Source organism: Thermopolyspora flexuosa (assembly GCF_006716785.1).
GTDB lineage: Bacteria > Actinomycetota > Actinomycetes > Streptosporangiales > Streptosporangiaceae > Thermopolyspora > Thermopolyspora flexuosa.
Map to the genome: position 1 here is coordinate 889,820 of NZ_VFPQ01000001.1, position 23,222 is coordinate 913,041.

Genomic DNA, 23,222 nt, shown 5'->3' on the forward strand with positions numbered 1-23,222 from the left:
GGGCGGCCACATCGAGTCCTAGAGCCCTCACGACCCGCCCCCTCCATCCCCGCGTGGCCGTACGGCCGCGACGAGGCGGAGCACGACGAGGACGGCGCCGGCGGCCGCCGCGGCGCACAGCGCGAGGAACACATCGGGCGTCCAGGTCCACACCTGACGCAGCGGCACCCGGCCGCCGAGGACGAGCAGGCCGATCCCCGGCAGCAGGCCCACCCCCCACCAGCCCACGGTCGCCGCCACCCGCCGCGGCGGGGAAACCGCCGGGTGAGGACGGCGGAGCAAAAGGACGGTGCGGGCCACGGCGAGCGCCAAGGCCACCGCCACGCCGGTCACCCCCCACACCGCGATCAGGTACGGCGCCGCCGAGGCCCGCCCGTCGGGCGCGGTCGCCCCGGCGAGCAGCCGGGCCGCGCCGAAGCCCACCTCCATGACCGCCGCGTCGTGCAGCACGCCGTACAGGTTCTGCAGCAGGACGAGGGCGAGGCCGCGTTCGGGCAGCAGGAACAGCGTCGCCGAGTACCCGGGGACGCCCCCGGTGTGCCACACGGCCGTGTCGAGCGGGGCGGGCAGGCCGCCGACCCGCCAGCCCAGGCCGTAGGAGGCGGCGCGGCCGCCGGTGAGCACGGCGGGCCGCCGCATCAGCGCCGCCGTCTCGGGGCGGAGTACGGCACGGCCGCCGGCGGTGGCGCCCGCCCGCAGGTGCAGCGCGGCGAACGCGGCCAGGTCGTCCAGGTCGCCGCCGAGGTAGCCGTAGCCCGCGCCGTGGTCGTCGACCCCGGTGGCGATCGGGGCCGGGACGCCCCAGAGGAGCTGGTGGCCGGGCGGTAGCCCGCGCGCTGCGGCCGAGGCGGCGTCGGCGATCGCCCGGTCCATGCCCGCCGGGCCGAGCACGGCCGTGCGCAGGTGCTCGGCGAGCGGACGCCCGGTGACCGCCTCGACGACGGCGGCGAGCACCAGGTAGTTGGCGCTGGTGTAGGCGTAGGCGGCCCCGGGCGGGGCGATCGGCCGCAGGTCCGCCAGGTCGGCGAGGCGGCCGGCGGGGCGGGGACAGCCGGACCCGTGGCAGTCGGTCACCGCGTACCCGGCCGCCGGAGGCAGGCCGGAGGTGTGCTCGAGCAGGTGGCGGACGGTGACCCGGGCCGCGTGGGCGGGACCGCCGAACCGGAAGCCGGGCAGGTGGTCGGCGACCCGGTCGTCGAGGCCGAGCCGCCCCGCGTCGACGAGGGCGAGCACCGCCGTGGCCATGACCGGCTTGGCGACCGAGCCCCACAGGAACGGGGTCGCCGCGGTCACCGGCTCGCCGTTCCCGTCGACGCCCCAGGCCCGCCGGTGGAGCGGCCCGTCGGGGCCGACGACCGCGTACGCGAGCCCGGGCGTGCCGGTCGCGGCCATGCGGTCGCGCACGTAGGCGTCGAGCGCGTCGTACCGGCCGGGCGGGGCGTGCGCCACGGCGGCCGGCGCGCCGCGGAGCGGCACGGGCGCGAGCGCGAGCACGAGCGCGACGGCGGCCAGGGCCGCGAAGGCGGCGGTGCGCCGGAGGTGCGGGAACATGGCGATCCTCGGCGTCGCTGGGACGGATGACAATATGTCCATACGGTTATCGGGGCCGCCGAAGCGCAGGTCGTTCGTTGATCACGACTGGGGGATCGGCGGATAACCGTACGCTGGTACGGTTCTACCGTACGGCGGTATGGTCATCAAGTGCCCAGGACCGCCGATCACGAGGAGCGCCGCCGCCAGATCGCCGCGGCGGTCTGTGCGCTGATCGCCGAGCACGGCCTCGACGCCGTCACCGTCGCCCGCACCGCCGCCACCGCGGGCATCTCGGTCGGGCTCGTGCAGCACTACTTCCGCACCAAGGACGAGATGCTCCTGCACGCGTTCGCCCAGGTCACCGCCCGTATCCGGAGCCGGGTCGACGAGCGGGTGCGGGACGGCGTCCGGCACCGGCGGCCGATCCGGCGGGTGCTCGCCGAGGCGCTCGCCGAGCTCGTCCCGCTCGACGAGACCCGCCGCGCCGAGTTCCGGGTGGCCCGCGCGTTCGCCGGGCGGGCCCTCGACGTGCCCCGGCTCGCCGAGATCGACGCGGAGACCGGGCGGGCGCTCCGCGCGGAGATCGCCCAGGCGGTGCACAACGGCAAGGAGTGCGGCGAGGTCGACCCCGGCCTCGACCCGTGGCCCGCCGCGGTACGGCTCGCCGCGGTCACCGAAGGGCTCGCGCTGCAGGTCTACCGCGACCCGAAGGGCGTGCGCGGCATCCCCGCGGCCGAGCTCGTCGACTCGGTCCTCGCCGCCGAGCTCGCGCTCGTGTTCACCGGCGAGTGCCGCCAGTACGCGGACCGGCCGTGACCACCGGGACCGGTGACCCGCGACGGCCGGCCGTACGGCCTGCGGATCGGTGAAACGGGTGCGGCGCCGTTGATACTTTCCGTCGCCCGCCGCGTATCGGAAAGTGAAGGATCCCGTTTACAGCACTGTCATGAGTCGCCGTCGCGTGCACACTGGCAACCGGCAGCCGCCTCGCCGGCCACGGCGAGTCGTGGCGGCGAGCTCGGGGCGGTCGCGGACAGGAGGTTCATGTGACGGCTGCGGAGCACTCCTTACCCCGGCGTACGGCGCTTCCGCCCGCCACGCTGGCGACGCTCACGCTGGCGGGCTTTTTCGCGGTCAACCTGCTCATCGTGTGGGCGCTGTTCCTCACCTCGGGCGAGGGCAAGAACTCGATCCTCACCGTCGCGAAGTTCTTCGGCCTGCACGCGGCGCTGGTCATGATGCTCCAGCTCACCCTGGTGGCACGGCTGCCGTGGCTGGACCGGCGCATCGGCATGGACCGGCTCACCCGCTGGCACCGGTGGATCGGCTTCACCCTGCTGTGGACGGTGGTGCTGCACGCCACCTTCGTCGTGCTCGGGTACGCCACGCTCGACCGGGCGTCGCCGCTGCGCACCTTCCTCGCGCTGGCGGGCGTGCCCGCCTCGCTGCTCGGCATCTGCGCCGCCACGGTGATCGTCACCGTCGCCATCGTGTCGATGCGGGCGATCCGGCGCCGCCTGCCGTACGAGGTGTGGCACGGGCTGCACCTGCTGGTCTACTGCGCCCTGATGCTCGCCCTCGTGCACCAGTTCCTGGAGGGCACCACGTTCACCGCCACCCCGCTGTCCACCGCCTACTGGTGGACGATCTGGACGCTGGTGGTCGTCGCGCTCGTCGCCGGGCGGATCGTGCTGCCGATCCACCGGAATCTCCGGCACCGGCTCCGGGTGTCCGCGGTCGTCCCCGAGTCGCCCGAGGTCACCTCGGTGTACCTGACCGGCCGGGACCTCCACCGGCTCCCGGCCCGGGCGGGCCAGTTCTTCATCTGGCGGTTCCCCGGCCACCACGGCTGGTGGCGGGCGAACCCGTTCTCGCTGTCCGCCGCGCCGGACGGCCGCACCCTGCGCATCACCGTCAAGGCGGTCGGCTCGGCCACCCGCGGGCTGCGGAACCTGCAGGTCGGCACCCCGGTCTTCGCCGAGGGGCCGTACGGCGCGTTCACCTCGATGCACCGCACCCGCGAGGGCACCGTGCTCATCGCGGGCGGGGTCGGCGTCACCCCGGTCCGGGCGCTGCTGGAGGAGCTCACCGGGCCGGTGGTCGTGCTCTACCGGGTGCGCAGCGTCCAGGAGGCGGTGCTCCTCGACGAGCTGCGGTCGCTCGCCGCGGCGCGCGGTGCGCGGCTCCACCTGCTCACCGGCCGCACCGGCGTGGGGTCGCCGCCCAACCGGCCGTTCGCGCCGCGCAACCTGCGCTCGCTCGTCCCGGACATCGCCGAGCGGGACATCTACGTGTGCGGGCCGCCCGCGATGACCGAGTCCGTGGTGGCGAGCCTGCGCGAGCTGGGGGTGCCGCGCCGGCAGATCCACGCCGAGCGGTTCGCCCTCGCCTGACCCGCCACCGCTCACGCCCGCCGCGCGCCGGGGTGCCGGGTGCGGCGGGCGTGGCGTGCCCGGCGCCGCCGGCGGCCGCGACACGCCGTCCGGATTGTCCCGAGGGCCGGTGCGGTGTCCGCATCGGCCCTGCCTAGACTCTCCCAGCGGTATCCACGGAACCTCACGGACGACGATGCGAGCGGCACGTTTCGAGCAGTACCTGCGCGACCTGTTGCTGGGCAGCGCGAACCCGGCGATCAAGGACGTGGTGACCTTCGCGGACGCGGGCCACAAGGCGTCGCCGTACGGGCTCCAGGTGACGTTCACCACCGGCGCCCGCATCCTCCTGCAGATCGTGCGGACCTCGGCGCAGGGCGGCGAGAGCGCGGACAAGCCCGAGGTGGTCAAGACCGGCGACGCGCCCGCCCCGGTGCCGGACCCCGGCTTCGGCCTGGAGAACGACCGGGTGAACGTGCGGGCGTTCGAGGCCTGGCTCGCCGCGCTCGTCACCAACGGCGGCAACCCGGAGGTCCAGGAGGTGCGGACCTTCCACGGCAAGACCCACCGGTACGGCGTCGAGGTGGCCTTCCACAGCGGCGCGCGCGCCTTCGTCTACTTCGCCCACACGCTCGGCCCCGGCCAGGACGTGGGGGCGCACCCGGCGTTCGAGGCGAAGGACGTCATCTGACCCCGGCCGGCCGCCGTACGGCTCACGCGGTCGCGGCGGCGTCCTGCGCGGCCCTGACCGCGTACTCGGTCGCCCAGCGGCGGTCGGCCTTCCCCGCGGCGGTGCGCACGATCGCGTCGACGAACAGCACCCGGCTCGGCTTCTTGTAGCTCGCCAGGTGGGCGCGCACGTGGTCGATGAGCTCCTGCTCGGTGGCGGTCGCGCCGTCGCGCAGGGTCACGATCGCGTTCGGGGTCTGGCCCCACCGGGGGTGCGGGACGCCGACCACGACCGCGTCGGCGACGGCCGGGTGGTCGACGAGCACGTGCTCCACCTCCTCGGCGGCGATCTTCTCGCCGCCGCTGTTGATCACGCCGCTGGCCCGGCCGAGCAGGGTGAGCGACCCGTCCTCGTGGAGGATCGCCCGGTCGCCGGGGACCGCGTACCGCACCCCGTCGATGACCCGGAAGGTGGCCGCGGTCTTGTCCGGGTCGCCGAGGTAGCCGACCGGCATGCGGCCGGGCGCGGCGAGCAGCCCCACCCTGCCGGAGCCGGGCGGCACGTCGTTGCCGTCCTCGTCGATGAGCCGGGCGTTCGGCGGCAACATGAACCGCGCGTTCTCCGGGTCCTCGCCGCGCACCGTGATCGCCACGCCGTACGGCCCGCCCTCGCTGGAGGCGATCACGTCCATGCACCGGATGTCGGCGTGCCGGAGCAGGGCGAGCTTGTTCGCCGCGCTCCACCGCATGCCGGAGCTGCGCACCTGCCACAGGCTCGACAGGTCGTACGGCCGGCCCGCGGCGGCGGCCCGGTCGAGCTCCTCGGCCATCGGGCCGCCCTGCACGTCGCCGACGATCACGACCTCGTCGACGCGGCGGCGCTCGACCGTCTCCCACAGCTCCTTCGGCGAGAACGAGGCGCCCGCGAGCAGCACCACGTGCGCCCCGACGTACAGGGCGCCGAACGCGCCGAACATGCCGGTGCCGTGCATGAGCGGCGAGGACGGCATGATCACCGGGCGCCGGTCGGACCGGGCGTGCTCGGCCACCATGCGCCGGACCTCGCCGAGGGTCTTCGGCGGCTCGAAGCCGCGCCGCCGCCACTCGTTGTCGCCGACGCCGATGAGGTCGCCCTGCCGCCACATCGTGCCCTTGGGCATGCCGGTGGTGCCGCCGGTGTAGAGGATGAGGTGGTCGTCGCCGCTGCGGCGCTCGCGCGGCGCCGGGGTCGCGGCGGCGAGCGCGTCCTCGTACCGGACGAACCCGCCGTCGAGGTGCTCGGCGGGCGGGTGGCCGGCGAGGTCGGCCACGGCGACGCGCACGGCCGTGGCGTCGGTGCCCTCGGCGGCCTCGAGCGCGGCCGGGACGATCGCCTCGCCCACCACGAGCCCGCGCGCGCCGGAGTCGGTGAGCAGGTGGCGCAGCTCGGCCGGGCGGTACCGGACGTTCAGGTTGACCGGGGTGAGCCCGGCCTTGAACAGCCCGAACAGCACCTCGATGTACTCCACCGAGTTGCGCAGCCCGACCGCCACCCGGTCACCGGGGGCGAGCCCGGCGGCGCGCAGGTGCCCGGCGAAGCGGGCGGCCCGCTCCTCGATCTCGCGCCAGGTCCGGGACCGGTCGCCGCACGAGACCGCCGTGAGGTCGCCGATCTCGTCGGCGATCAGATGCCACAGGTCGGCGAGGCCCTGCTCGTGAACCGGCTCGTCCATCAGGTCGTGCATCGGGTCGCTCCTGGGGGAAGGGCCGGGCGGGGCGGCGCGCGCCCGCGCACGGCGGATGGGCGGGGGTCGGTAGCGGTGGGCGATCGTCCGTGCACATCCTGAGTGGGCGCTCCGAAACCGGTCAATAGGGGTTTCCACCTATTGCAAGACCGCACGTCACGCCGCCGATCCGGCCGCCGGTGCCGTGCCGTGTCCCGGGCGCGGTCACCCGGTGGTGGCGGTGAGGCGGCGGATCAGCGTGACCGCGGCGTCGATCACCGCGTCGGCCTCCTCCTCCGTGGCGCACACCGCGACCTCGCGCCCGGCCTCGACGATCGCGCCGGTGAGCACCGCGGTGGTGAGCCGGTCGAGCGGGGTGTCGCCGGCGCCGAGCAGCACGGAGTTCTGCCGCACCCATTCGCGCCCGCGGGTGCGGCGGACCAGCTCGAAGCCGGGCGGCGAGTCGCCGTCCGCGAACAGCCGGGTGAGGTCCCGCTGCGCCCAGGCCTCCCGGAGGAACGCGCGCGCCCCCGCGATGAACAGCTCGACCGGGTCGGACACCCCGGTACGGCGGGCCTCGGCGACGCCGGAGGCGGCGGCCTCCTCGCCGGCGCGCTGGTGCTCCTCCCACAGCGCGAGAAACAGCTCGGCCTTGCCGCCGAAGTGGTGGTAGAGGCTGCCCACGCTGCAGCCCGCCCGCTCGACCACGTCGGCGACCCCGGCCTCGGCGAAGCCGCGCTCGCAGAACACCTGGCGGGCCGCGTCCAGCATGCCGCGCCGCGTCTCGGCGGTGCGCTGCCACTCCCAGCCGCCGCCTCGCGCGGCCGACTTGCGGCTCTTCACGGTACCTCCTACATTTCTAGACACAGATTCTAGAAAAGGTTTCGGTCAGATGGACTTCTCGCTCAGCCCCGAAGAACGACAGATCCGCGACACGGTGCGGAGCTTCATCGAAAAGGAGATCATGCCCCTCGAGCCGGAGGTGCTGCGCAACGAGCGCGAGGGCCGGCCGTCGCTCGACCCCGAGGTCCTGCGCGACCTGCAGCAGCGGGCCAAGCGGTCGGGCCTGTGGGGCATCGACACCCCCGAGGAGTACGGCGGGGCCGACCTCGGCCCGCTGCTCGACGCGATCATCACGATGGAGCTGGGCCGTACCTTCGTGCCGTTCTCCTTCGGCGGCAGCGCCGACAACATCCTCTACGCGTGCAACGAGGAGCAGAAGAAGCGCTACCTCATCCCGGTGATCGAGGGTGAGCGGCAGTCCTGCTTCGCCCTGACCGAGCCCGGCGCCGGCTCGGACGCGCGGAACATCCGCACCCGCGCGGTGCGCGACGGCAAGGACTGGATCATCAACGGCGAGAAGACCTTCATCACCTTCGGCAGCAAGGCCGACTTCGCGATGGTCTTCGCCCAGGCCGAGGACTACGGCGTCACCTGCTTCCTCGTCGACCGGGACATGGGCTGGACCTCCGAGCCCATCCAGACGATGAGCGAGTGGTGGAACCCCGCGTCGCTGGTGTTCCAGGACGTCCGGGTGCCGGAGGAGAACATCCTCGGCGAGCTCGGCAAGGGCTTCGACCTCGCGATGAAGTGGATCGGCGCGGGCCGCTACCGCATCCCGGCCAAGGCGGTGGGCACGGCCGAGCGGCTGCTGCAGATGGCGATCGACTACGCCAAGGTGCGCGAGTCGATGGGCCGGCCGATCGCCGAGTACCAGGCGATCCAGTGGATGATCGCCGACTCCCAGGTGGAGATCGAGGCGGTCAAGTGGCAGACCCTGTACGCCGCCTGGCGGCTGCAGGAGGGCAAGGACCCGCGGCACGCCACCTCGATCGCGAAGCTCAACGGCGCGCAGATGGCGAACCGGGTCGTCGACCGGGTGCTGCAGATCCACGGCGGCATGGGCTACACCAAGGAGCTGCCGATCGAGCGCTGGTACCGCGAGCTGCGCGTGCTGCGCATCTTCGAGGGCACCGACGAGATCCAGCGCCGTACCATCGCCCGCAACCTGCTCAAGGGCTACGCCCGGCTCGGCGAGATCGGCGAGTGAGCCCGGCGCCCCGGCGGCGACCCCTGCCGCCGGGGCACGCCACGGGCCCGCGGCCCGTCACCCGCGGATCCGGGCCTCGCCGCGGTCGATCACCACGGTGCCGTCGTCCTTGGCGGTGCGGAACCACACCTGCTCGCCGTCCACCCACATCGACACGGTGAGCGCGTCGCCCGGGAACACCGGGGCGGAGAACCGGCCGGACATCGCGGCGAACCGGGCCGGGTCGGAGCCGGCGACGGTGTGCAGCAGGGCGCGCCCGGTGAAGCCGTAGGTGCACAGGCCGTGCAGGATCGGCCGGGGGAACCCGGCGCGCGCGGCGAACGCCGGATCGGAGTGCAGCGGGTTGCGGTCCCCGGACAGCCGGTAGATGAGCGCCTGCTCCGGCCGGGTGCGGTAGGTGACCACGTGGTCCGGCTTGCGCTCCGGCACCCGCCACTCCGAGCGCGGCCCGCGGTCCCCGCCGAAGCCGCCCTCGCCCCGGATGAACACCGAGCTGCGCGAGGTGATCATCGGCTCGCCGCTCTCCGGGTCCACCGCGAGGGACTCGCTCACCACGAGCGCGCCCGACCCCTTGTCGTAGATGCCGGTCACCTTCGAGGTGACCCGCACCGTCCCGGCCGGCGGCAGCGGCCGGTGCAGCTCGAACGCCTGCTCGGCGTGCACGAGCATCGCGGGGTCGAAGTCGCCGAGCCTGCCGGACCTGCCGCCCTGGGCGAGCAGCACCGCGAACGTGGGGAGCACCTGCTGCGGCACGCCCTCCGAGTTCTCGGTGGTGAAGGCGAGCTCGGCGGTCGGGTCGTCGAGACCGGCGCCCACCCCCACCGCGTAGAGCAGCGCGTCCGTGCTCGTCCAGCTCCGTTCCACCGGCTCGGACTCGACGCCGACCAGGTCGTGGTTGAGCGGCATTTCGCCCCTCCTGCACCTTAATGGGAGAAAAGAGAACAAGATACTAGAATCGGAATCTAGCAGCGCCGGTCGGGATGTCACCAGCCCGCGCACCGGCCCGCCCCGGCCGTCCCCGCCACCGTGAATCCGGCCACGTGGTCCCGGGGCCGTTTTTGAACGATTCACACCACAGGCCCGTAGCCTCCCGCGTGGGCCCGCCGTACGGCTTTCACGGCGCCCGGCCGATTTTGCCGCCGACGACCCGCGACCGGACAATAACGAAATGCCATTGCAGATGGTCCGTGGCGCGGCGGAACGGCACGAGGGGGTTGTCGTGGCCGAAGATGCGTTACGGGCCGGTGATCCGAGACGGCTGGGGGGCTACCGGATCGAGCGGCGGCTGGGGGAGGGCGGCCAGGGCGTCGTCTACCTGGGGGTCTCCGAGACCGGCCGGAAGGTGGCGATCAAGGTCGTCCGCCGTCCCCTCGTCTCCGGCGACGCCTCGGCGTTCCTCCGCGAGATCACCGCGGCCCGTCAGGTCGCCGAGTTCTGCACGGCCGCCGTCCTCGACACCGCGCTCGACCACGACCCGCCGTACATCGTCAGCAGTACGTCGACGGGCCGACGCTCCAGCAGGTGATCGCCGCCGAGGGCGTGCGCACCGGCGTCGCCCTGCAGCGCCTCGCCGTGGCCACGATCACCGCGCTCGCCGCGATCCACCGGGCGGGGTGGTGCACCGCGACTTCAAGCCGTCGAACGTGCTGCTCGCCCCGGACGGCCCGCGGGTGATCGACTTCGGCATCGCGCGGATCGTGGACATGACGACCACCACGGGCACCACGGCCGGGTCGCCGCCGTACATGGCGCCGGAGCACTTCACCGGCGCCCGGATCGGGCCCGAGGCGGACGTCTTCGCCTGGGGCGCGACGATGGCGTTCGCCGCCACCGGCCGGCCCCCGTTCGGGGACGACAACCTCGCCGCCGTCGCGTACCGGATCCTGCACAGCGAACCCGACCTCGGCGCGCTGCCTCGGCCGCTGCGCGAGGTGGTGCGCCGCTGCCTGGCGAAGGACCCCGCGCGCCGGCCGAGCGCGAACGAGGTGTTGCACTGGCTGCTGGGCCGAGCCGATCCGGCCCCGGAGGAGGCGCTGGAGCAGGGCCGGGCGGTGGCGCGGGGCGTCCAGGAGCCGCCCGACGCCACCGGCCCGCCGACCCGGCCCTCGGTGCCCCGCCGCAGGATCCTCACCGGGGCGGCCGTCACCGCCGCGCTCGCCGTGTCGGCCGCCGTGCTCGGGCAGCGGATCTGGTCCGGGCGCTCCACCGAAGCCCCCGCGCGGCCCGCCGGCGGCGATCCGCCCATGACCCCGCTCGCGCTCGCCGTGGCGATCGACACCGCGCTCGCCGACACCCCGTGCGCGACCTTCGAGTTCCAGGGCGGTTTCGCCGATGACCCCTGGCATGTGGCGGGGCGGGGACGGATGGTCCATGCCGCCGGGGCGCACTACCCCGACACCGCGTACGACATGCAGGTCGCCTGGCCCGGGTCCCGAAGGCCCGAGCGGGTGATCGTCAAGAACCGGGTCGGGTACGCCGTGCAACGCCGGAAGCCGTTCGTCCTCTCGCCGGACCGCAAACCGAAACGCGGGCTCGTGTTCGCCGCCCAGACGGTGGCCGCGCTCAGCTCGCCGCAGACGCTGATCCGGCTCATCACGGGAACCCGGACGCTGCAGCGGGAGGGCGGCGCGTACACGGCCACCATCCTCCTGGGAATGCTCGACTTCGACCTGATCACGTACCTGGTCGGGGAGTATGTGCCGGACGACCAGGTAGCCGGCTACCTCACCTATACCCTCACCCTCGACGAGCGCGACCTGCCCACGGAGCTGCGCCTGGTGTGGGGGACCCCCGCCGTCCTCGCCCCCGCCCCCGAGTCGGACTTCGTCACCCGCTACCGCGACTGGCGGGCCCGCGAGGAGATCACCCTTCCGGGCTGACCGGTGCGGCACGGCCGGACGGCCCGCGGCGAGGCGGGACCGGATCGCCGCCCGATGCGTGGATTCACCCCACCCGGCCGATCTTGCCGCCTCTAGCATGTGTCCGGACGACGGCGGGACGCCACGCCGGGGAGGTGGTCCCGTGACACCACGGATGGCGGCAAGGGGTGATTGGGTGCCGGTGGACGCGTTACGGCCGGGCGATCCGCCGTACCTGGGGGGCTACCGCATCGAGCGACGGCTGGGCGAGGGCGGCCAGGGTGTCGTCTACCTGGGTGTCTCCCCGAGCGGCCAGAAGGTCGCGATCAAGGTCCTCCGGTCCCGTCTTTTCTCCGGCGACGCCTCGGCGTTCGGCCGGGAGATCGCCGCTGCCCGTCAGGTCGCCGAGTTCTGCACGGCCGCCGTCCTCGACGTCGCCCTCGACCACGACCCGCCGTACGTGGTCAGCGAGTACGTCGACGGGCCGACGCTCCAGCAGGTGATCGCCGCCGAGGGCGTGCGGACGGGCGCGGCCCTGCACCGGCTCGCCGTGGCCACGATCACCGCGCTCGCCGCGATCCACCGGGCGGGGGTGGTGCACCGCGACTTCAAGCCGTCGAACGTGCTGCTCGCCCCGGACGGCCCGCGGGTGATCGACTTCGGCATCGCGCGGCTCGTGGACCTGACCACGACGACCGGCACGACGGCCGGGTCGCCGCCGTACATGGCGCCGGAGCACTTCACCGGCGCCCGGATCGGGCCCGAGGCGGACATCTTCGCCTGGGGGTCGACGATGGTGTTCGCGGCCACCGGCCGGCCGCCGTTCGGCGACGACAACATCGCCGCGGTCTCCTACCGCATCCTCAGCGCCGAGCCCGACCTCAGCGCGATTCCCGAGCCGCTCCGCGACGTGGTGCGCCGCTGCCTGGCGAAGGATCCGGCGCAGCGGCCGACCGCGAACGAGGTGCTGCTGCGGCTGCTCAACCGCTCCGACCCGTCCCCGGCCGAGGCGCTGGAGCAGGGCCGGGCGGTGGCCCGGGGGGTCGCGACCGTGGACCTCGGCGACGGCCCGACGACCCTGCCCTCGCTGCCCCGCCGCAAGGTCCTCACCGGGGTGGGGGCAATGACCGCCGCGCTCGCCGCGTCCAGTGCGATGCTGTGGTACCGGCTCACGTCGGACGACACCCCGGCCACGCTCGCCGCGGAGGCCCCGTCCTCCGCCACCCCCACGGCGACCCGCGCGGCGGCCTCGGGGGCGTTCCCGCCTCCCGACAACCCGCAGGAGCTCGCGGCGGCGATCGACGCCGCGCTGGCCGTCACCCCGTCCGCGACCTTCGAGTTCGATGGCGGTTTCACGCAGAGCGACTGGAGCGTGTCGGCGGAGGGACGGCTCTACCACGACAGCGTGGAGCGGCGCGAGACCGCCTTCGACATGGTGATCCACTATCCGCCCGCGGAGCAGGACCTCGGACCCGAGCAGATGATCATCGCGAACGGCGCGGGCTACGCGCTCCAGCGCCGGAACGCGAAGTTCACCCTCGATCCGGAGGAGAAGAAGTTGCCCTCCTACGCGCGGGCCGCCCACATGGTGGTCGCGATGAGCTCGATCCAGGCGATCCTCGAGCTCCTTCTCGCCACCAACCGCGTGCGGCGCAAGGACCGGACCTACACCGGCGGCGTGCCAGTGCGGGAGGACACGCACGAGCTCGTGGTCCGCTACCTGCGTGACTGGGGTGGCGCGAGCGGCTACGTCAACTACCGGCTCACCGTCGACGAGCACGACCTGCCCAAGCAGTGGCGCGTCGGGTGGCGGATGCCTTACGGGGACGGCAGCGTGCTCGAGTCGTTCTTCACCACCCGATACCGTGAGTGGCGCGGCGACCGGAAGATCAGCCCTCCCCGCTGACCGGCACGGCACCGCCGTACGCGCACAGGTCGCGCAGCTCGCACTCGCCGCACCGCGGCGCCAGGGCGCGGCACACGGTACGGCCGTGCACGATGAACGCCACGTGCAGCTCGTGGCGGATCTCCGGCGGCACGAGCGGGGTGAGCAGGGCCTGCGCCTTGGCGGCGGTGGTGCCCGGCGGCACCCAGCCGAGCCGGGTGACGATGCGGTGCACGTGCGTGTCCACGGGGAACGCGGGGCGGCCCATGGCGAACACGAGCACGCACGCGGCGGTCTTCGGGCCCACCCCGGGCAGCGAGGTGAGGTAGGCCTCGGCCTCCTCGTCGCCGAGCCCGCGCAGCCGGTCGAGGTCGATGCGTCCTTCCCGCCGCTCGATCTCGGCGAGGATCTCCTGGATCCGGCGGGCCTTCACCGCGGCGAGCCCGCCGGGCCGGATCGCGTCCGCCACCTCGTCCGGCGGCGCGTCCGCGACCTGCTCCCAGCTCGGGAACCGCTCCTTCAGCCGGGCGAACGCCCGCCCGGAGTTGACGTCCGAGGTGTTCTGGGACAGCACGGTCGCCACCACCTGGTCGATGATCGGCAGCGGCGCGCCGGGCCGGAACGGCCCCTGCCGGGCCCGCAACCGCCGCAGCACCTCCCGGATCGTCTCGGGGTCCGGCCCCGTCATCGGCGCCGTCATCCGCGCTCCTCGGTCCTGTCGCCCGCGTCGGCCGTACGGCACGGCCCGACGCCACCCAAGCCTACGGCGGCCGGGGCCGTGCCCGTGATCGCCCCCGTGTGCGGCCGGCCGCCCCGGTGCGCGGTACGGCGGCTCGCCTGGCACGTCATCGACCGCCTCTGGGAGACGGAGGACCGCCGCACCTGAACCCCGGCCGGCGGTCAGGGCGGCGGGCGGTGTCCCGCCGTGACCCGGCCGTGGCCGGAGAGGTGTGCCGATTTCGAGTCGTTTGCCGCTGTCATTCGCTTTTGCCGGTGTTGCCGGGAGTCGCGCCGGGTGGGATCGTCGGGGCCGCAGGCCGTACGCGTCCGGTACGACCAGGGGCAGGGGCGATGAGCATCGTCGGAGTGCACGGCATCGGCAAGTACCGCTACTTCCAGGCGGCGGGTTCGGCGTCCGGGGCGGCCGAGGCCATGCGGGCCAAGTGGAACCGCTACCTGCACGCCGGGCTGCACGGCGCCGCGCCGTACGACGGGCGGTCCTACATCAGCGAGATCGCCTACTACGCGCACCTGCTGCGGCAGGGCGACGCCGAGCCGATCCGCGACCTGCGCCGCATGGGGCCGGAGCACTCCCTGCTCATGGCCGACTGGCTCACCCAGCTCGGCCTCGGCAGGCTCGACGGGGTGCGCGCGGTCGCGGGGGAGTCGCTCACCGGCATGCTCCGCCGGCTCGCCGAGTGGGCGGTCGGGCGGTTCGGCCCGCGGCTGGAGGAGTTCGCCAGGAACTTCGTGCCCGAGGTCGCGGCCTACCTGGCCGCCCCGGACGCGGCCGCCCGGGTGCGGGCCCGGGACGCGGTGGCCGAGGTGATCCGGCGCCGCCGGCCCGCGGTGGTGGTCGCCCACTCCCTGGGCAGCGTCGTGACCTACGAGGCGTTGTGGGCGCACCCCGGGCTCCGGGTCGAGCTGCTGGTCACCATGGGCAGCCCGCTCGGCATGCGGAACGTCGTCTTCGAACGGCTGCTCCCGGCGCCGCTCAACGGCCGGGGAGAGCGCCCGCCGGGGGTGGGCCGGTGGGTGAACATCGCCGACAAGGACGACATCGTGGCCATCCCCGCGACGCTGTCCGACCGCTTCGCCGGGGTGGACGCCGACGAGCTGGTCAACATCGACTGGATCGACTTCCACACGGTCGAGAAGTACCTGGCGTGCGGCGCGCTGAACCGCCACCTCAAGCCGTACCTGTGACGCCCGGCCCGGGGCGGCGTCAGCGGGGGAGGACCGGATGGGGCCGCAGCGCGTGGGCGCGCAGCGCCGCCCGCACCGCGAGCTCCCCGTACGGGGTGAGCACGACCAGGCCGCGCAGCCGCGGATCCGGCCGGTGGCAGTCGAGCGCCCGCAGCCGGTCGCACAGCAGCAGCCGCTGCTCGCGCACGGCCAGGGTGAGGCGCTCGCCGTCCTCCCACTCCTCGCCCAGCACCTCGCGCGTCCGCCGCTCCAGCCGCGCGGGCGGCATCGGGCCGTCGACGAGCAGCAGGGCGAGCATCACCTCCCGTGCGGCGAGCGCGACCGCGTTGCCGGTGCCGACCACGGCCCGCACCGCCGCGGCCCAGAACACCTGCTCGTCGGCGACCATGCGCCGCCCCAGCGGGGTGAGCACCAGCCGGTCCCCGAGGCGGCGCACCGCGCGCAGCTCCCGGGCGGCGACGTACCGCAGGCAGCGCAGCGGCGGCACGTCGGCCTCCGCCACGGCATCGCCCGCGCCGTCGCGCCAGCCGAACGCGTCGGCCGCCACGGCGACCAGGCCCGGCGCGATCTCGTGCCGCCCGGTGAGCGCGAGCCCGTCGCGGGCCTCGGCGAGCAGCCAGCGCAGCGGCCCGAACGCGGCCGGGGACGACGGGATCGGCCGGTCGAGCAGCTCCGCGGCGGCGCCGAGCAGCGCCGCCTTGGCCGGGGTGACCGTGCGCGTCCAGGCGGCGAGCCGCTCGGCGTGCACCCGGTCGAGCCACGGCCCGTCCGGCCGCGGCGCGGTGAGGCACCGCTCGGTGAGCGTGGTGCGGGTGCGTTCCCAGCCGCGCGCGCCCGGCCGCAGCTCGCCCGCGGTCACCGCCATCTCCAGTACGGCGGCGCAGGCGTGCCGGGCCGCGTGCTCCACCGGCCCGCTGAACACCCGCCACGCCAGCAGCGTGGTGTCGGGCGGCTGCAGCCCGGACTCGGCGATCGCGGCGTCGCACGCCTCCCGGCCCGCGTCCGCCCCCTGGCGCGAGTAGACGGCGAGGATCGCCTTCGTCGTCTCGCACGTCGCCAGCTCGGCGTACCGGTCGAGCCCGGTGAGGGTGAACAGGTGCCCGAGCGCCGCGGCCACCCGCTCCGGGTCGTCGATGCGCCAGCCCGGCAGGGTACGCCACAGGAACTCCTGCAGCCGGTGCGCGGTGACCGCCTCCAGCCCGTCCTCGCCCGCGATCACGTCGATCGCGGCCTCGGCGAGCCGGGCCTCCCGCGCGCCGTACCGGCTACGGAGCTCGGCGAGCGTCCCCTGGTCGATTCCCATGCCCCCAGTGTGCCGTCATCGGCGCTCGCTCCGCCGTACGGCCTCGGTCCTGTGGTCCTCGGGTCCGAGAACGGTGAGGTCGGCGCCGTGCGGGGCGGTGTACGGCGCGCGCAGGTCGGCGGTCTGCAGCGCGCGGGTGATGTCGCTCGGCGTGACCAGCCCGATCAGGCGGCCCTCGTCGTCGAAGACGACCGCGCGGCCGTCCGGGTGGCCGGACATCTGCTGCATCAGGTCGACCAGGCCGTCGTCGGGATGGGCGGCCGGCACGTCCGCGGGCGGGCAGGCGATGTCGGCCAGCAGGGTGAGCGGGCGCAGCTCGGTCGGCACCTGGCGGATGCGGTTGAGCGTGACCAGGCCGCGGAAGGCGCCGAACTCGTCGACGAGCGGGTAGGTGGACAGCCGTTCGCGCATCACCACCCGGTTGATGAGCCCGGCGACCGTCTCGCCGGGGGCGGCGGTCACCGGCGAGCGGGACATGACGTCGCCGACGCGGATGCCGTGCAGCGCCGCGCCGAGCCGGGCCTGCTGCTCCTCGGCGCTCGCCGCGTTGACGAGGAACCACCCGATGAGCGCGAGCCACAGCCCCTGGAACCCCGGGCCGGTGAAGACGAGCAGGAACCCGAGCACGATGAGCGCGTAGCCGAAGGTACGGCCGGCGTTCGCCGCGGTGATTGCGGCCCGCACCCGGTCGCCCCACCGCGCCCACAGCACCGCGCGCAGCACCCGGCCGCCGTCGAGCGGCGCGGCCGGGATGAGGTTGAACAGCGCGAGCAGCACGTTGACGATGCCCAGGTAGGCGAACACGCCGACCAGCAGCGGAGCGGCGCCGGCCGCCGCGAGCAGCCACGCCACCAGCCCGAACACCGCGGCCGCGGCGAGGCTCGTGGCCGGGCCGACCGCGGCGATCCGCAGGTCGGCCCGCGGGGTGCGCGCCTCGCCGGTGAGCTGGGCCACCCCGCCGAGCAGCCACAGCGTGATGCCGGACACGCCGATGCCGTAGTGCCGGGCGACGAGCGCGTGCGCCAGCTCGTGGGCGAGCAGCGAGGCGAGGAACAGCAGGGCGGTCACCGCCGCGGCGAGCAGGTAGACCGCGAGCGGCAGCCCGGGGTACTCGATCGGGAAGCGCCCGAAGCCCAGGCCGATGACGAGGATCGCCACGATGACGACGACGCTGAGGTTGAGGCCGACGGGTACCCCGCCGATACGGCCCAGGTTGATCGACGCGCGCATCCCGCCTCCCGCAGGTCGAGGTATGGCCTACGCCTACCCGCGCAGCGGCGAGGATCACGCGCGCCGATCGACGGCCCCGGCCGCGCGGCCGCACGGCCGGCGCGGTGGGCCGTGCCGTACCGCCGGGGCGCGTCCCCGATCGATCTCGCGCCTTTCGGGTACGGGGCACTCACTATGTGGATCCAGGCCGTCCGGACCGTCCTTCCCGACCACCGCTACCGGCAGGAGCGGATCACCGAGGCCGTGCAGGCCCTGCTGCCCGCCGACCCGGAGGCGCTGCGCCGCTTCCACACGGCCACCGGCGTGACCGGCCGGAACCTCGCGCTCCCGCTGGAGCGGTACGGCCGGCTCGGCGGGTTCGGCGAGGCGAACGACGCCTACATCGACGTGGCGCTCGAGCTGGGGGAGCGGGCCGTCAAGGCGGCGCTCGAGGAGGCGGGCCTCGCCCCCGGTGAGGTGGACGTCATCGTGTTCTGCTCGTCGACCGGGGTGGCCACGCCGTCGCTCGACTCCCGGCTCGCCCAGCGCGCCGGGCTGCGCCCCGACGTCAAGCGGCTGCCGCTGTTCGGGCTCGGCTGCGCGGGCGGCGCGGCCGGGCTCGCCCGGCTCCACGACTACCTGCGCGGCTGGCCGGACCAGGCCGGGCTGCTGGTGTGCGTGGAGCTGTGCTCGCTGACCGTGCAGCGCGACGACGGCTCGACGGCGAACCTGATCGCCAGCGGCCTGTTCGGGGACGGCGCCGCCGCCGTCGCCGCCGTGGGGGAGGAGCGGCGCGGCCACGGCCCCGGGCCGCGCGTGGTGGCGACGAAGAGCCGCCTCTACCCGGGCACCCGGCACGTGATGGGCTGGCAGGTCGGCGAGTACGGGCTACGGCTCGTGCTCTCCCCCGACCTGGTGGACCTGGTGGAGGCGCGGCTCGCCGGGGACGTGGCCGCGTTCCTCGCCGAGCACGGCCTGCGGGTCGGCGAGGTGCGCTCGTGGATCTGCCACCCGGGCGGCCCGCGCGTGATCGAGACGATCTCCCGGGTGCTCGGCCTGCCGGAGGACGCCCTGGAGATCACCTGGCGCTCGCTGCGCGACGTCGGCAACCTGTCGTCGGTCTCGGTGCTCAACGTGCTGCAGCGGACGATCGCCCACCGCCGCCCGCCGCCCGGCGAGCCCGCCGTACTCCTCGCCCTCGGTCCCGGTTTCGCCGCCGAACTCGTCCTGCTCCGCTGGTGATCGCCTACCTGCTGCTCGTCGCGCTCGTCGCCGCCGAACGGCTCGCCGAGCTGGCGGTGACGCGCGCCAACCTCGCCTGGGCACGGCGGCACGGCGGCGTGGAGTACGGCCGCGGCCACTATCCCTGGATGGTCCTCGCGCACGCGGGCCTGCTCGTGGCCGCCCCGCTCGAGGTGTGGCTGCTCCACCGCCCGTTCATCCCGGCGCTGGGCTGGCCGATGCTCGCCGTGGTGCTCGCCGCCCAGGCGCTGCGCTGGTGGTGCGTGGCCACGCTGGGCCGCAGGTGGAACACCCGCGTGGTGGTGATCCCAGGCCTCCCCCTGGTACGGCACGGCCCCTACCGGTGGCTGCGCCACCCCAACTACCTGGCGGTGGCCGCCGAGGGCGTCGCGCTGCCGCTGGTCCACTCGGCCTGGCTCACCGCGATCGGGTTCACCGTGGCGAACGCCGTACTGCTGTGGGTGCGGATCCGTGTCGAGGACCGGGCGCTCGGCCGCCGGCCCGCCGCGCCGTGACGCCGCCGCGCCGCGCGGCGGGCCGGAGAGCCGTCGCGCGCCCCGGCGGCCGCCGGCCCCCGCATGCGGCGGCCCGGGCGCCGGGCCTCAGGTGTCGATCGGCGACATGTCGCCGTACCGGTCGCCCACCACCGCGCCGCGCGGCACGGCCTGCTCCAGCGCGGCGAGGTCCTCCTCGGTGAGCGTGATGCTCGCGGCGGCGACGTTCTCCTCCAGGTACGTCACCCGCTTGGTGCCGGGGATCGGCACGATGTCGTCCCCCTGGGCGAGCACCCAGGCGAGCGCGAGCTGCCCGGGCGTGACCCCCTTCGCCTCGGCCAGCTCGCGCACCTTGGCGACGAGCGCGAGGTTGGCGTCGAGCGCCTCGCCCTGGAAGCGGGGGAAGAAGGAGGTGCGGCGCACGTCGTCCGGCGGGAGCCTGTCCACCTCGAGCCGCCCGGTGAGCAGGCCGCGGCCGAGCGGCGAGTACGGGACCAGGCCGATGCCGAGTTCCCGGAGCGTCGGCAGGATCTCGTCCTCCAGGTCCCGGGTGAACAGCGAGTACTCGGTCTGCAGCGCGGTGATCGGGTGTACCGCGTGGGCGCGGCGGATGGTCGCCGCCGACGCCTCGGACAGCCCGATGTGCCGCACCTTGCCCGCCTGGACGAGCTCGGCCATCGCGCCCACGGTCTCCTCGATCGGGACCGTCTTGTCCACCCGGTGCTGGTAGTAGAGGTCGATGTGGTCCACCCCGAGCCGCTGCAGCGAGGCGTCGCAGGCGGCGCGCACGTACTCGGGGTGGCCGTCGATGACCACGCTGCCGTCGGGCCGCTGCACCCGGCCGAACTTGGTGGCGAGCACCACCTCGTCCCGCCGCCCGGCGATCGCCTTGCCGACCAGCCGCTCGTTGGTGAACGGGCCGTAGCTGTCGGCCGTGTCGAGGAACGTGACCCCGAGATCGAGCGCCCGGTGGATCACGGCGATCGCCGTGTCCTCGTCGGCGGCCCCGTAGAACGCGGACATCCCCATGCAGCCGAGCCCGAGCGTGGACACGGTCAGCGGGGACGCCTTCCCCAAGGTTCTGGTGCCGATGTTCAGGTCCGTCATGCCCCCGGATTGAAGCCGTTAGAGCGCGCTCGAAGTCAAGCGGCCGAGGGGGCGGCAGCACTCCTCGTAGAACTCGATCTTGTAGTCGATCGCCTTGAGGTGCTCCTCGATCACGGTGAGCCGCTCGATCACCCGCCGCCGGTGGGCGCGCAGCAGCTCCAGCCGCTCCCGCCGGGTGGCGTCACCGGCCCGGGCCAGCTCGGCGTACCGCCGTACCTCCCGGATCGGCATGCCGGTGGCGCGCAGGCGGGTGATGAGCCGGATCCAGGTGATGTCGTCCTCGTGGTAGAGCCGGCGCCCCGTGGACGACCGGTCCACCTCGCGCAGCAGCAGTCCCTCGCGCTCGTAGTACCGCAGGGTGTGCGGGGTGAGTCCGGTGCGCTTCGCCACCTCCGCGATCGTCATGCACGTGCTCATGCGCGCAGTCTCACACCCGCGGCGTACGGGCCGTCAATCCCGGGCCGTCAACGCGGGGTTTCCGGTACGGCGGGCCACGCCGCAGGCCGGGCCGTACCGGCGGCGTGACCCTGCGGCGGGTCAGCCCTCGCGGGGCAGCCCGGGCGGGTTGACCAGGGACTCGGGCACCGCCTCCTTCTCCAGGCCCCAGCGGGCGAGCACCTGCCGATATTTGCCGTTTTTGATCACGACGTTGATCGCGTCCCGGACCGGCTCGGCGAGCCCGTTGCCCTTCCTCGTCATCGCCGCGATGAGGCCCTGCCGACTGGCGCCGCCGCCCGAGTAGGTGCCGACGATCTTGGTGTCGCCGCTCACCGCGGAGTGGTACGCGGCGGTCGGGTACGGCCCGAAGTACGCCTGGATGCGGCCGGACTTCAGCGCCAGGTAGGTGTCGGCGGCCTGCTGGTAGTACTGCACCTCGACCGGCTTGAGCCCGGCCTCCCGGTTCTGCCGGTCCCAGTCGAGCAGGATCTTCTCCTGGTTCGTGCCCGACCCCAGCGGTACGGCGGTGGGCGGGCGGTACGGCGAAGCGGCCGGGGCGGGGCGGCCGCCGCGGCGCGGTGGGATCGGCACCGGTCGGTGCGGTGCGATCGGTGAGGACGGCGCCGTGAAGTCGGCACCGTGAGGTCGGGGCCGCGGGATCAGCGGGTCAGCCGAGACACAGGGACGACCCGATGCGGCAGAGGTCGATGTGCCCCCGCCGGGTCAGCAGGGCCTGCGTGCGCATGTTCTCACTCCAGCACGAGGGGATTTTCCCGTCAAGTCCTACTTGTTTAGAGGGTTATTCGTGGATACCTGTTGCGCGAGTCGGGATTGATCGGGTTATAGTTCCGAACGAGGTCACGAGAGCCAGCGCTAAGCCCCGGCTTGCTGGCCGGCAACCCTCCGTCCTGCGGCGGGGTGCCCCGGGTGAAGACCTGGCCCGGCGCGAGGTGCGTCGGGCAAGCGCGGGCCCCCCGAACGACGGGGGCCGATGGCCCCTGGGGGTGTGACGTGTCCATTCTGACCATTCTCGACGCTGCCAACACCGCTGCCACCGTCGACGCCGCCACCGATGCGGTCGCCGCGGCTGCGCCGGCCGCTACGCCGGCCGGCGTTCCGGCCGACGCCTCGACCGGCGCCGCCGAGTGTCCGCTGCCCGCCGTGGTCGGATCCGACCTGCTCGTCCCGCTCGCCGACGGGCGGCAGGTGCCGTACGCGAACCTCGACTACGCCGCGAGCGCGCCGTGTCTGGAGCCGGTGCGCGCGGCCGTCGCCGAGGCGCTGCCGGCCTACTCCAGCGTGCACCGCGGCGCCGGGTACGCCTCCCGGCTCACCACCGCCCGCTACGAGCGGGCCCGGCACACGGTACGGGCGTTCGCGGGCGCGCGGCCCGGCGACGCCGTGGTGTTCACCCGCAACACCACCGACGCGATGAACCTGCTCGCCCGGTGCCTGCCCGAGGGCACCACGGTGGTGGTGTTCGACAGCGAGCACCACGCCTCGCTGCTGCCGTGGCCGCGCGCGGTGCGCCTCGCGCCGCCCGCCTCCCCGGGCGAGGCGGTGCGCGCCGCCGACGAGGCCCTGGCCGCGATCGACGGCCCCAAGCTGCTCGTGGTCACCGCCGCCTCGAACGTCACCGGCGAGCTGTGGCCGATCGCCGCGCTCGCGCACGTCGCGCACGAGCGCGGCGCCCGGATCGCGGTGGACGCCGCGCAGTACGCCCCGCACCGGCGGCTCGCGGTGGCCGCGCTCGACCTGGACTACGTGGCGTTCTCCGGCCACAAGCTGTACGCGCCGTTCGGCGCGGGCGCGCTGGTCGGGCGGCCGGACTGGCTCGCGCAGGCCGAGCCGTACCTGCGCGGCGGCGGGGCCACCCGGAACGTCGCCGACGAGGTGGAGTGGAGCACCGACCCCGAGCAGCGGCACGAGGCGGGCACGCCGAACGTGCTCGGCGCGATCGCGCTCGCCGCCGCGTGCGAGGCGCTGACCGCCACCGGCTGGACCCCGATCGTGCGGCACGAGGAGCGGCTCACCGCCCGGCTGCGCGCCGGCCTGCCCGAGGGGGTGCGGGAGCTGGCGCTGTGGGGGCCGGACCACCCCCGCATCGGCGTGGTGTCGTTCACCGTGGCCGGGCACCCCGCCCGCGAGGTGGCCGAGATCCTCAGCACCGAGTACGGCATCGGCGTGCGCGACGGCCGGTTCTGCGCCCACCCGTTCGTGCGCGCGCTGCTCGGCGAGGAGGGCGACTGCGCGGACGGGACCGGCGCCGCGGTCCGCGCCTCGATCGGCATCGGCACCACCGAGGAGCACATCGACCGGCTCGTCGCGGCGCTCCACGACATCGTGCGCCGCTGACGCCGCCCCGGCCCGGCCGCGCTCCGGTACGGCGGGCGCGGCCGGAAATGCCATCGAGGAATTGGACAAAAGATAATG

Annotated in this window: 21 protein-coding genes, 1 pseudogene and 1 riboswitch; of the genes and pseudogenes, 12 read left to right on the forward strand and 10 right to left on the reverse strand. The window is 74.4% G+C overall.

The annotated features are described in order from the left end of the window. Nucleotides 1–27 precede the first annotated feature (27 nt). Entirely contained in the window at nucleotides 28–1,551 is a 1,524-nt protein-coding gene (locus FHX40_RS03935; RefSeq protein WP_142258348.1) for a serine hydrolase domain-containing protein, read from the reverse strand. Between the two features lie 150 nt (nucleotides 1,552–1,701). On the opposite strand from FHX40_RS03935, the gene FHX40_RS03940 reads away from it, so the two are divergent. From FHX40_RS03940 to FHX40_RS03950, 3 genes are all read left to right on the forward strand, one after another. Next, a complete protein-coding gene (locus FHX40_RS03940) occupies nucleotides 1,702–2,349 on the forward strand; it encodes a TetR/AcrR family transcriptional regulator (RefSeq protein ID WP_142258349.1) in 648 nt (215 codons plus the stop codon). A 230-nt stretch (nucleotides 2,350–2,579) separates the two neighbouring features. After that, nucleotides 2,580–3,926 carry a ferredoxin reductase family protein gene (locus FHX40_RS03945; protein ID WP_211350153.1) on the forward strand — a complete coding sequence of 449 codons (1,347 nt, stop codon included), beginning with the start codon at nucleotides 2,580–2,582 and terminating at the stop codon, nucleotides 3,924–3,926. A 175-nt stretch (nucleotides 3,927–4,101) separates the two neighbouring features. Continuing rightward, nucleotides 4,102–4,596: a hypothetical protein gene (locus FHX40_RS03950; protein WP_142258350.1), complete on the forward strand. Its 495-nt coding sequence runs from the start codon at nucleotides 4,102–4,104 to the stop codon at nucleotides 4,594–4,596. Nucleotides 4,597–4,618: 22 nt separating this feature from the next. Here the strand turns inward: FHX40_RS03950 and FHX40_RS03955 are convergent, their stop codons facing one another. Then, nucleotides 4,619–6,298 (reverse strand): AMP-binding protein, encoded by a 1,680-nt coding sequence (locus tag FHX40_RS03955; RefSeq protein WP_142258351.1) that lies wholly within the window; start codon nucleotides 6,296–6,298, stop codon nucleotides 4,619–4,621. 204 nt (nucleotides 6,299–6,502) lie between these two features. Continuing rightward, on the reverse strand, nucleotides 6,503–7,120 hold the full coding sequence (locus tag FHX40_RS03960; protein ID WP_229789068.1) for a TetR/AcrR family transcriptional regulator: 618 nt from the start codon (nucleotides 7,118–7,120) through the stop codon (nucleotides 6,503–6,505). A gap of 49 nt (nucleotides 7,121–7,169) precedes the next feature. Between FHX40_RS03960 and FHX40_RS03965 the strand changes: the two genes are divergently transcribed. Further along, nucleotides 7,170–8,327 (forward strand): acyl-CoA dehydrogenase family protein, encoded by a 1,158-nt coding sequence (locus FHX40_RS03965; RefSeq protein WP_142258352.1) that lies wholly within the window; start codon nucleotides 7,170–7,172, stop codon nucleotides 8,325–8,327. 57 nt (nucleotides 8,328–8,384) lie between these two features. Here the strand turns inward: FHX40_RS03965 and FHX40_RS03970 are convergent, their stop codons facing one another. Continuing rightward, nucleotides 8,385–9,233: a MaoC/PaaZ C-terminal domain-containing protein gene (locus tag FHX40_RS03970; RefSeq protein WP_142258353.1), complete on the reverse strand. Its 849-nt coding sequence runs from the start codon at nucleotides 9,231–9,233 to the stop codon at nucleotides 8,385–8,387. A gap of 313 nt (nucleotides 9,234–9,546) precedes the next feature. On the opposite strand from FHX40_RS03970, the gene FHX40_RS24910 reads away from it, so the two are divergent. The 4 genes and pseudogenes from FHX40_RS24910 (at nucleotide 9,547) to FHX40_RS25400 (ending at nucleotide 13,091) form a co-directional block, all read left to right on the forward strand. Beyond that, nucleotides 9,547–9,852 carry a protein kinase family protein gene (locus FHX40_RS24910; protein WP_170198697.1) on the forward strand — a complete coding sequence of 102 codons (306 nt, stop codon included), beginning with the start codon at nucleotides 9,547–9,549 and terminating at the stop codon, nucleotides 9,850–9,852. 31 nt (nucleotides 9,853–9,883) lie between these two features. Further along, a pseudogene (locus FHX40_RS26185) lies at nucleotides 9,884–9,973 on the forward strand (hypothetical protein); the annotation flags it as partial. A gap of 24 nt (nucleotides 9,974–9,997) precedes the next feature. Beyond that, nucleotides 9,998–11,206 (forward strand): serine/threonine protein kinase, encoded by a 1,209-nt coding sequence (locus FHX40_RS03975; protein ID WP_244941613.1) that lies wholly within the window; start codon nucleotides 9,998–10,000, stop codon nucleotides 11,204–11,206. Between the two features lie 175 nt (nucleotides 11,207–11,381). Continuing rightward, the gene (locus FHX40_RS25400) at nucleotides 11,382–13,091 is read left to right on the forward strand and encodes a serine/threonine-protein kinase (protein ID WP_229789069.1); all 1,710 of its coding nucleotides are present in this window, start codon (nucleotides 11,382–11,384) and stop codon (nucleotides 13,089–13,091) included. On the opposite strand, the gene FHX40_RS03985 is transcribed toward FHX40_RS25400, so the two are convergent. Then, on the reverse strand, nucleotides 13,075–13,770 hold the full coding sequence (locus tag FHX40_RS03985) for an endonuclease III domain-containing protein (RefSeq protein WP_229789070.1): 696 nt from the start codon (nucleotides 13,768–13,770) through the stop codon (nucleotides 13,075–13,077). The two genes, FHX40_RS25400 and FHX40_RS03985, sit on opposite strands and share 17 nt — an antisense overlap. Nucleotides 13,771–14,141: 371 nt before the next feature. Here FHX40_RS03985 and FHX40_RS03990 point away from each other — a divergent pair, with 371 nt between their 5' ends. After that, nucleotides 14,142–14,996, forward strand: coding sequence for a hypothetical protein (locus FHX40_RS03990; protein WP_142258355.1), 855 nt, complete (start codon nucleotides 14,142–14,144; stop codon nucleotides 14,994–14,996). Nucleotides 14,997–15,015: 19 nt separating this feature from the next. Here FHX40_RS03990 and FHX40_RS03995 read toward each other — a convergent pair whose 3' ends face one another. Together FHX40_RS03995 and FHX40_RS04000 are read right to left on the reverse strand one after the other, a co-directional pair. Further along, nucleotides 15,016–16,299, reverse strand: a complete 1,284-nt coding sequence (locus tag FHX40_RS03995; RefSeq protein WP_142258356.1) for a hypothetical protein — start codon at nucleotides 16,297–16,299, stop codon at nucleotides 15,016–15,018. Nucleotides 16,300–16,314: 15 nt separating this feature from the next. Next, the gene (locus FHX40_RS04000; protein WP_142258357.1) at nucleotides 16,315–17,529 is read right to left on the reverse strand and encodes a site-2 protease family protein; all 1,215 of its coding nucleotides are present in this window, start codon (nucleotides 17,527–17,529) and stop codon (nucleotides 16,315–16,317) included. Between the two features lie 174 nt (nucleotides 17,530–17,703). Between FHX40_RS04000 and FHX40_RS04005 the strand changes: the two genes are divergently transcribed. Together FHX40_RS04005 and FHX40_RS04010 are read left to right on the forward strand one after the other, a co-directional pair. Next, nucleotides 17,704–18,750, forward strand: a complete 1,047-nt coding sequence (locus FHX40_RS04005) for a type III polyketide synthase (protein ID WP_142258358.1) — start codon at nucleotides 17,704–17,706, stop codon at nucleotides 18,748–18,750. Further along, the gene (locus FHX40_RS04010) at nucleotides 18,747–19,265 is read left to right on the forward strand and encodes an isoprenylcysteine carboxyl methyltransferase family protein (RefSeq protein WP_142258359.1); all 519 of its coding nucleotides are present in this window, start codon (nucleotides 18,747–18,749) and stop codon (nucleotides 19,263–19,265) included. Before FHX40_RS04005 ends, FHX40_RS04010 begins: the two co-directional genes overlap by 4 nt. Before the next feature lie 87 nt (nucleotides 19,266–19,352). On the opposite strand, the gene FHX40_RS04015 is transcribed toward FHX40_RS04010, so the two are convergent. From FHX40_RS04015 to FHX40_RS04025, 3 genes are all read right to left on the reverse strand, one after another. Continuing rightward, nucleotides 19,353–20,351 (reverse strand): aldo/keto reductase, encoded by a 999-nt coding sequence (locus FHX40_RS04015; protein ID WP_142258360.1) that lies wholly within the window; start codon nucleotides 20,349–20,351, stop codon nucleotides 19,353–19,355. Between the two features lie 18 nt (nucleotides 20,352–20,369). Beyond that, the gene (locus FHX40_RS04020; RefSeq protein ID WP_142258361.1) at nucleotides 20,370–20,768 is read right to left on the reverse strand and encodes a MerR family transcriptional regulator; all 399 of its coding nucleotides are present in this window, start codon (nucleotides 20,766–20,768) and stop codon (nucleotides 20,370–20,372) included. A 120-nt stretch (nucleotides 20,769–20,888) separates the two neighbouring features. Continuing rightward, nucleotides 20,889–21,380, reverse strand: a complete 492-nt coding sequence (locus tag FHX40_RS04025) for a type 2 periplasmic-binding domain-containing protein (RefSeq protein ID WP_229789071.1) — start codon at nucleotides 21,378–21,380, stop codon at nucleotides 20,889–20,891. Between the two features lie 265 nt (nucleotides 21,381–21,645). Further along, nucleotides 21,646–21,761, forward strand: a riboswitch (SAM riboswitch). A gap of 180 nt (nucleotides 21,762–21,941) precedes the next feature. Between FHX40_RS04025 and FHX40_RS04030 the strand changes: the two genes are divergently transcribed. After that, entirely contained in the window at nucleotides 21,942–23,144 is a 1,203-nt protein-coding gene (locus FHX40_RS04030; protein WP_229789101.1) for an aminotransferase class V-fold PLP-dependent enzyme, read from the forward strand. The last annotated feature ends 78 nt before the right edge of the window (nucleotides 23,145–23,222 follow it).

Coding starts and splice junctions, on each gene's coding strand:
- FHX40_RS03935 (WP_142258348.1), bottom strand. CDS start 1,551: ATGTTCCCGCACCTCCGGCGCACCGCCGCCTTCGCGGCCCTGGCCGCC.
- FHX40_RS03950 (WP_142258350.1), top strand. CDS start 4,102: ATGCGAGCGGCACGTTTCGAGCAGTACCTGCGCGACCTGTTGCTGGGC.
- FHX40_RS03955 (WP_142258351.1), bottom strand. CDS start 6,298: ATGCACGACCTGATGGACGAGCCGGTTCACGAGCAGGGCCTCGCCGAC.
- FHX40_RS03965 (WP_142258352.1), top strand. CDS start 7,170: ATGGACTTCTCGCTCAGCCCCGAAGAACGACAGATCCGCGACACGGTG.
- FHX40_RS03970 (WP_142258353.1), bottom strand. CDS start 9,233: ATGCCGCTCAACCACGACCTGGTCGGCGTCGAGTCCGAGCCGGTGGAA.
- FHX40_RS03985 (WP_229789070.1), bottom strand. CDS start 13,770: ATGACGGCGCCGATGACGGGGCCGGACCCCGAGACGATCCGGGAGGTG.
- FHX40_RS03990 (WP_142258355.1), top strand. CDS start 14,142: ATGAGCATCGTCGGAGTGCACGGCATCGGCAAGTACCGCTACTTCCAG.
- FHX40_RS03995 (WP_142258356.1), bottom strand. CDS start 16,299: ATGGGAATCGACCAGGGGACGCTCGCCGAGCTCCGTAGCCGGTACGGC.
- FHX40_RS04000 (WP_142258357.1), bottom strand. CDS start 17,529: ATGCGCGCGTCGATCAACCTGGGCCGTATCGGCGGGGTACCCGTCGGC.
- FHX40_RS04005 (WP_142258358.1), top strand. CDS start 17,704: ATGTGGATCCAGGCCGTCCGGACCGTCCTTCCCGACCACCGCTACCGG.
- FHX40_RS04015 (WP_142258360.1), bottom strand. CDS start 20,351: ATGACGGACCTGAACATCGGCACCAGAACCTTGGGGAAGGCGTCCCCG.
- FHX40_RS04020 (WP_142258361.1), bottom strand. CDS start 20,768: ATGAGCACGTGCATGACGATCGCGGAGGTGGCGAAGCGCACCGGACTC.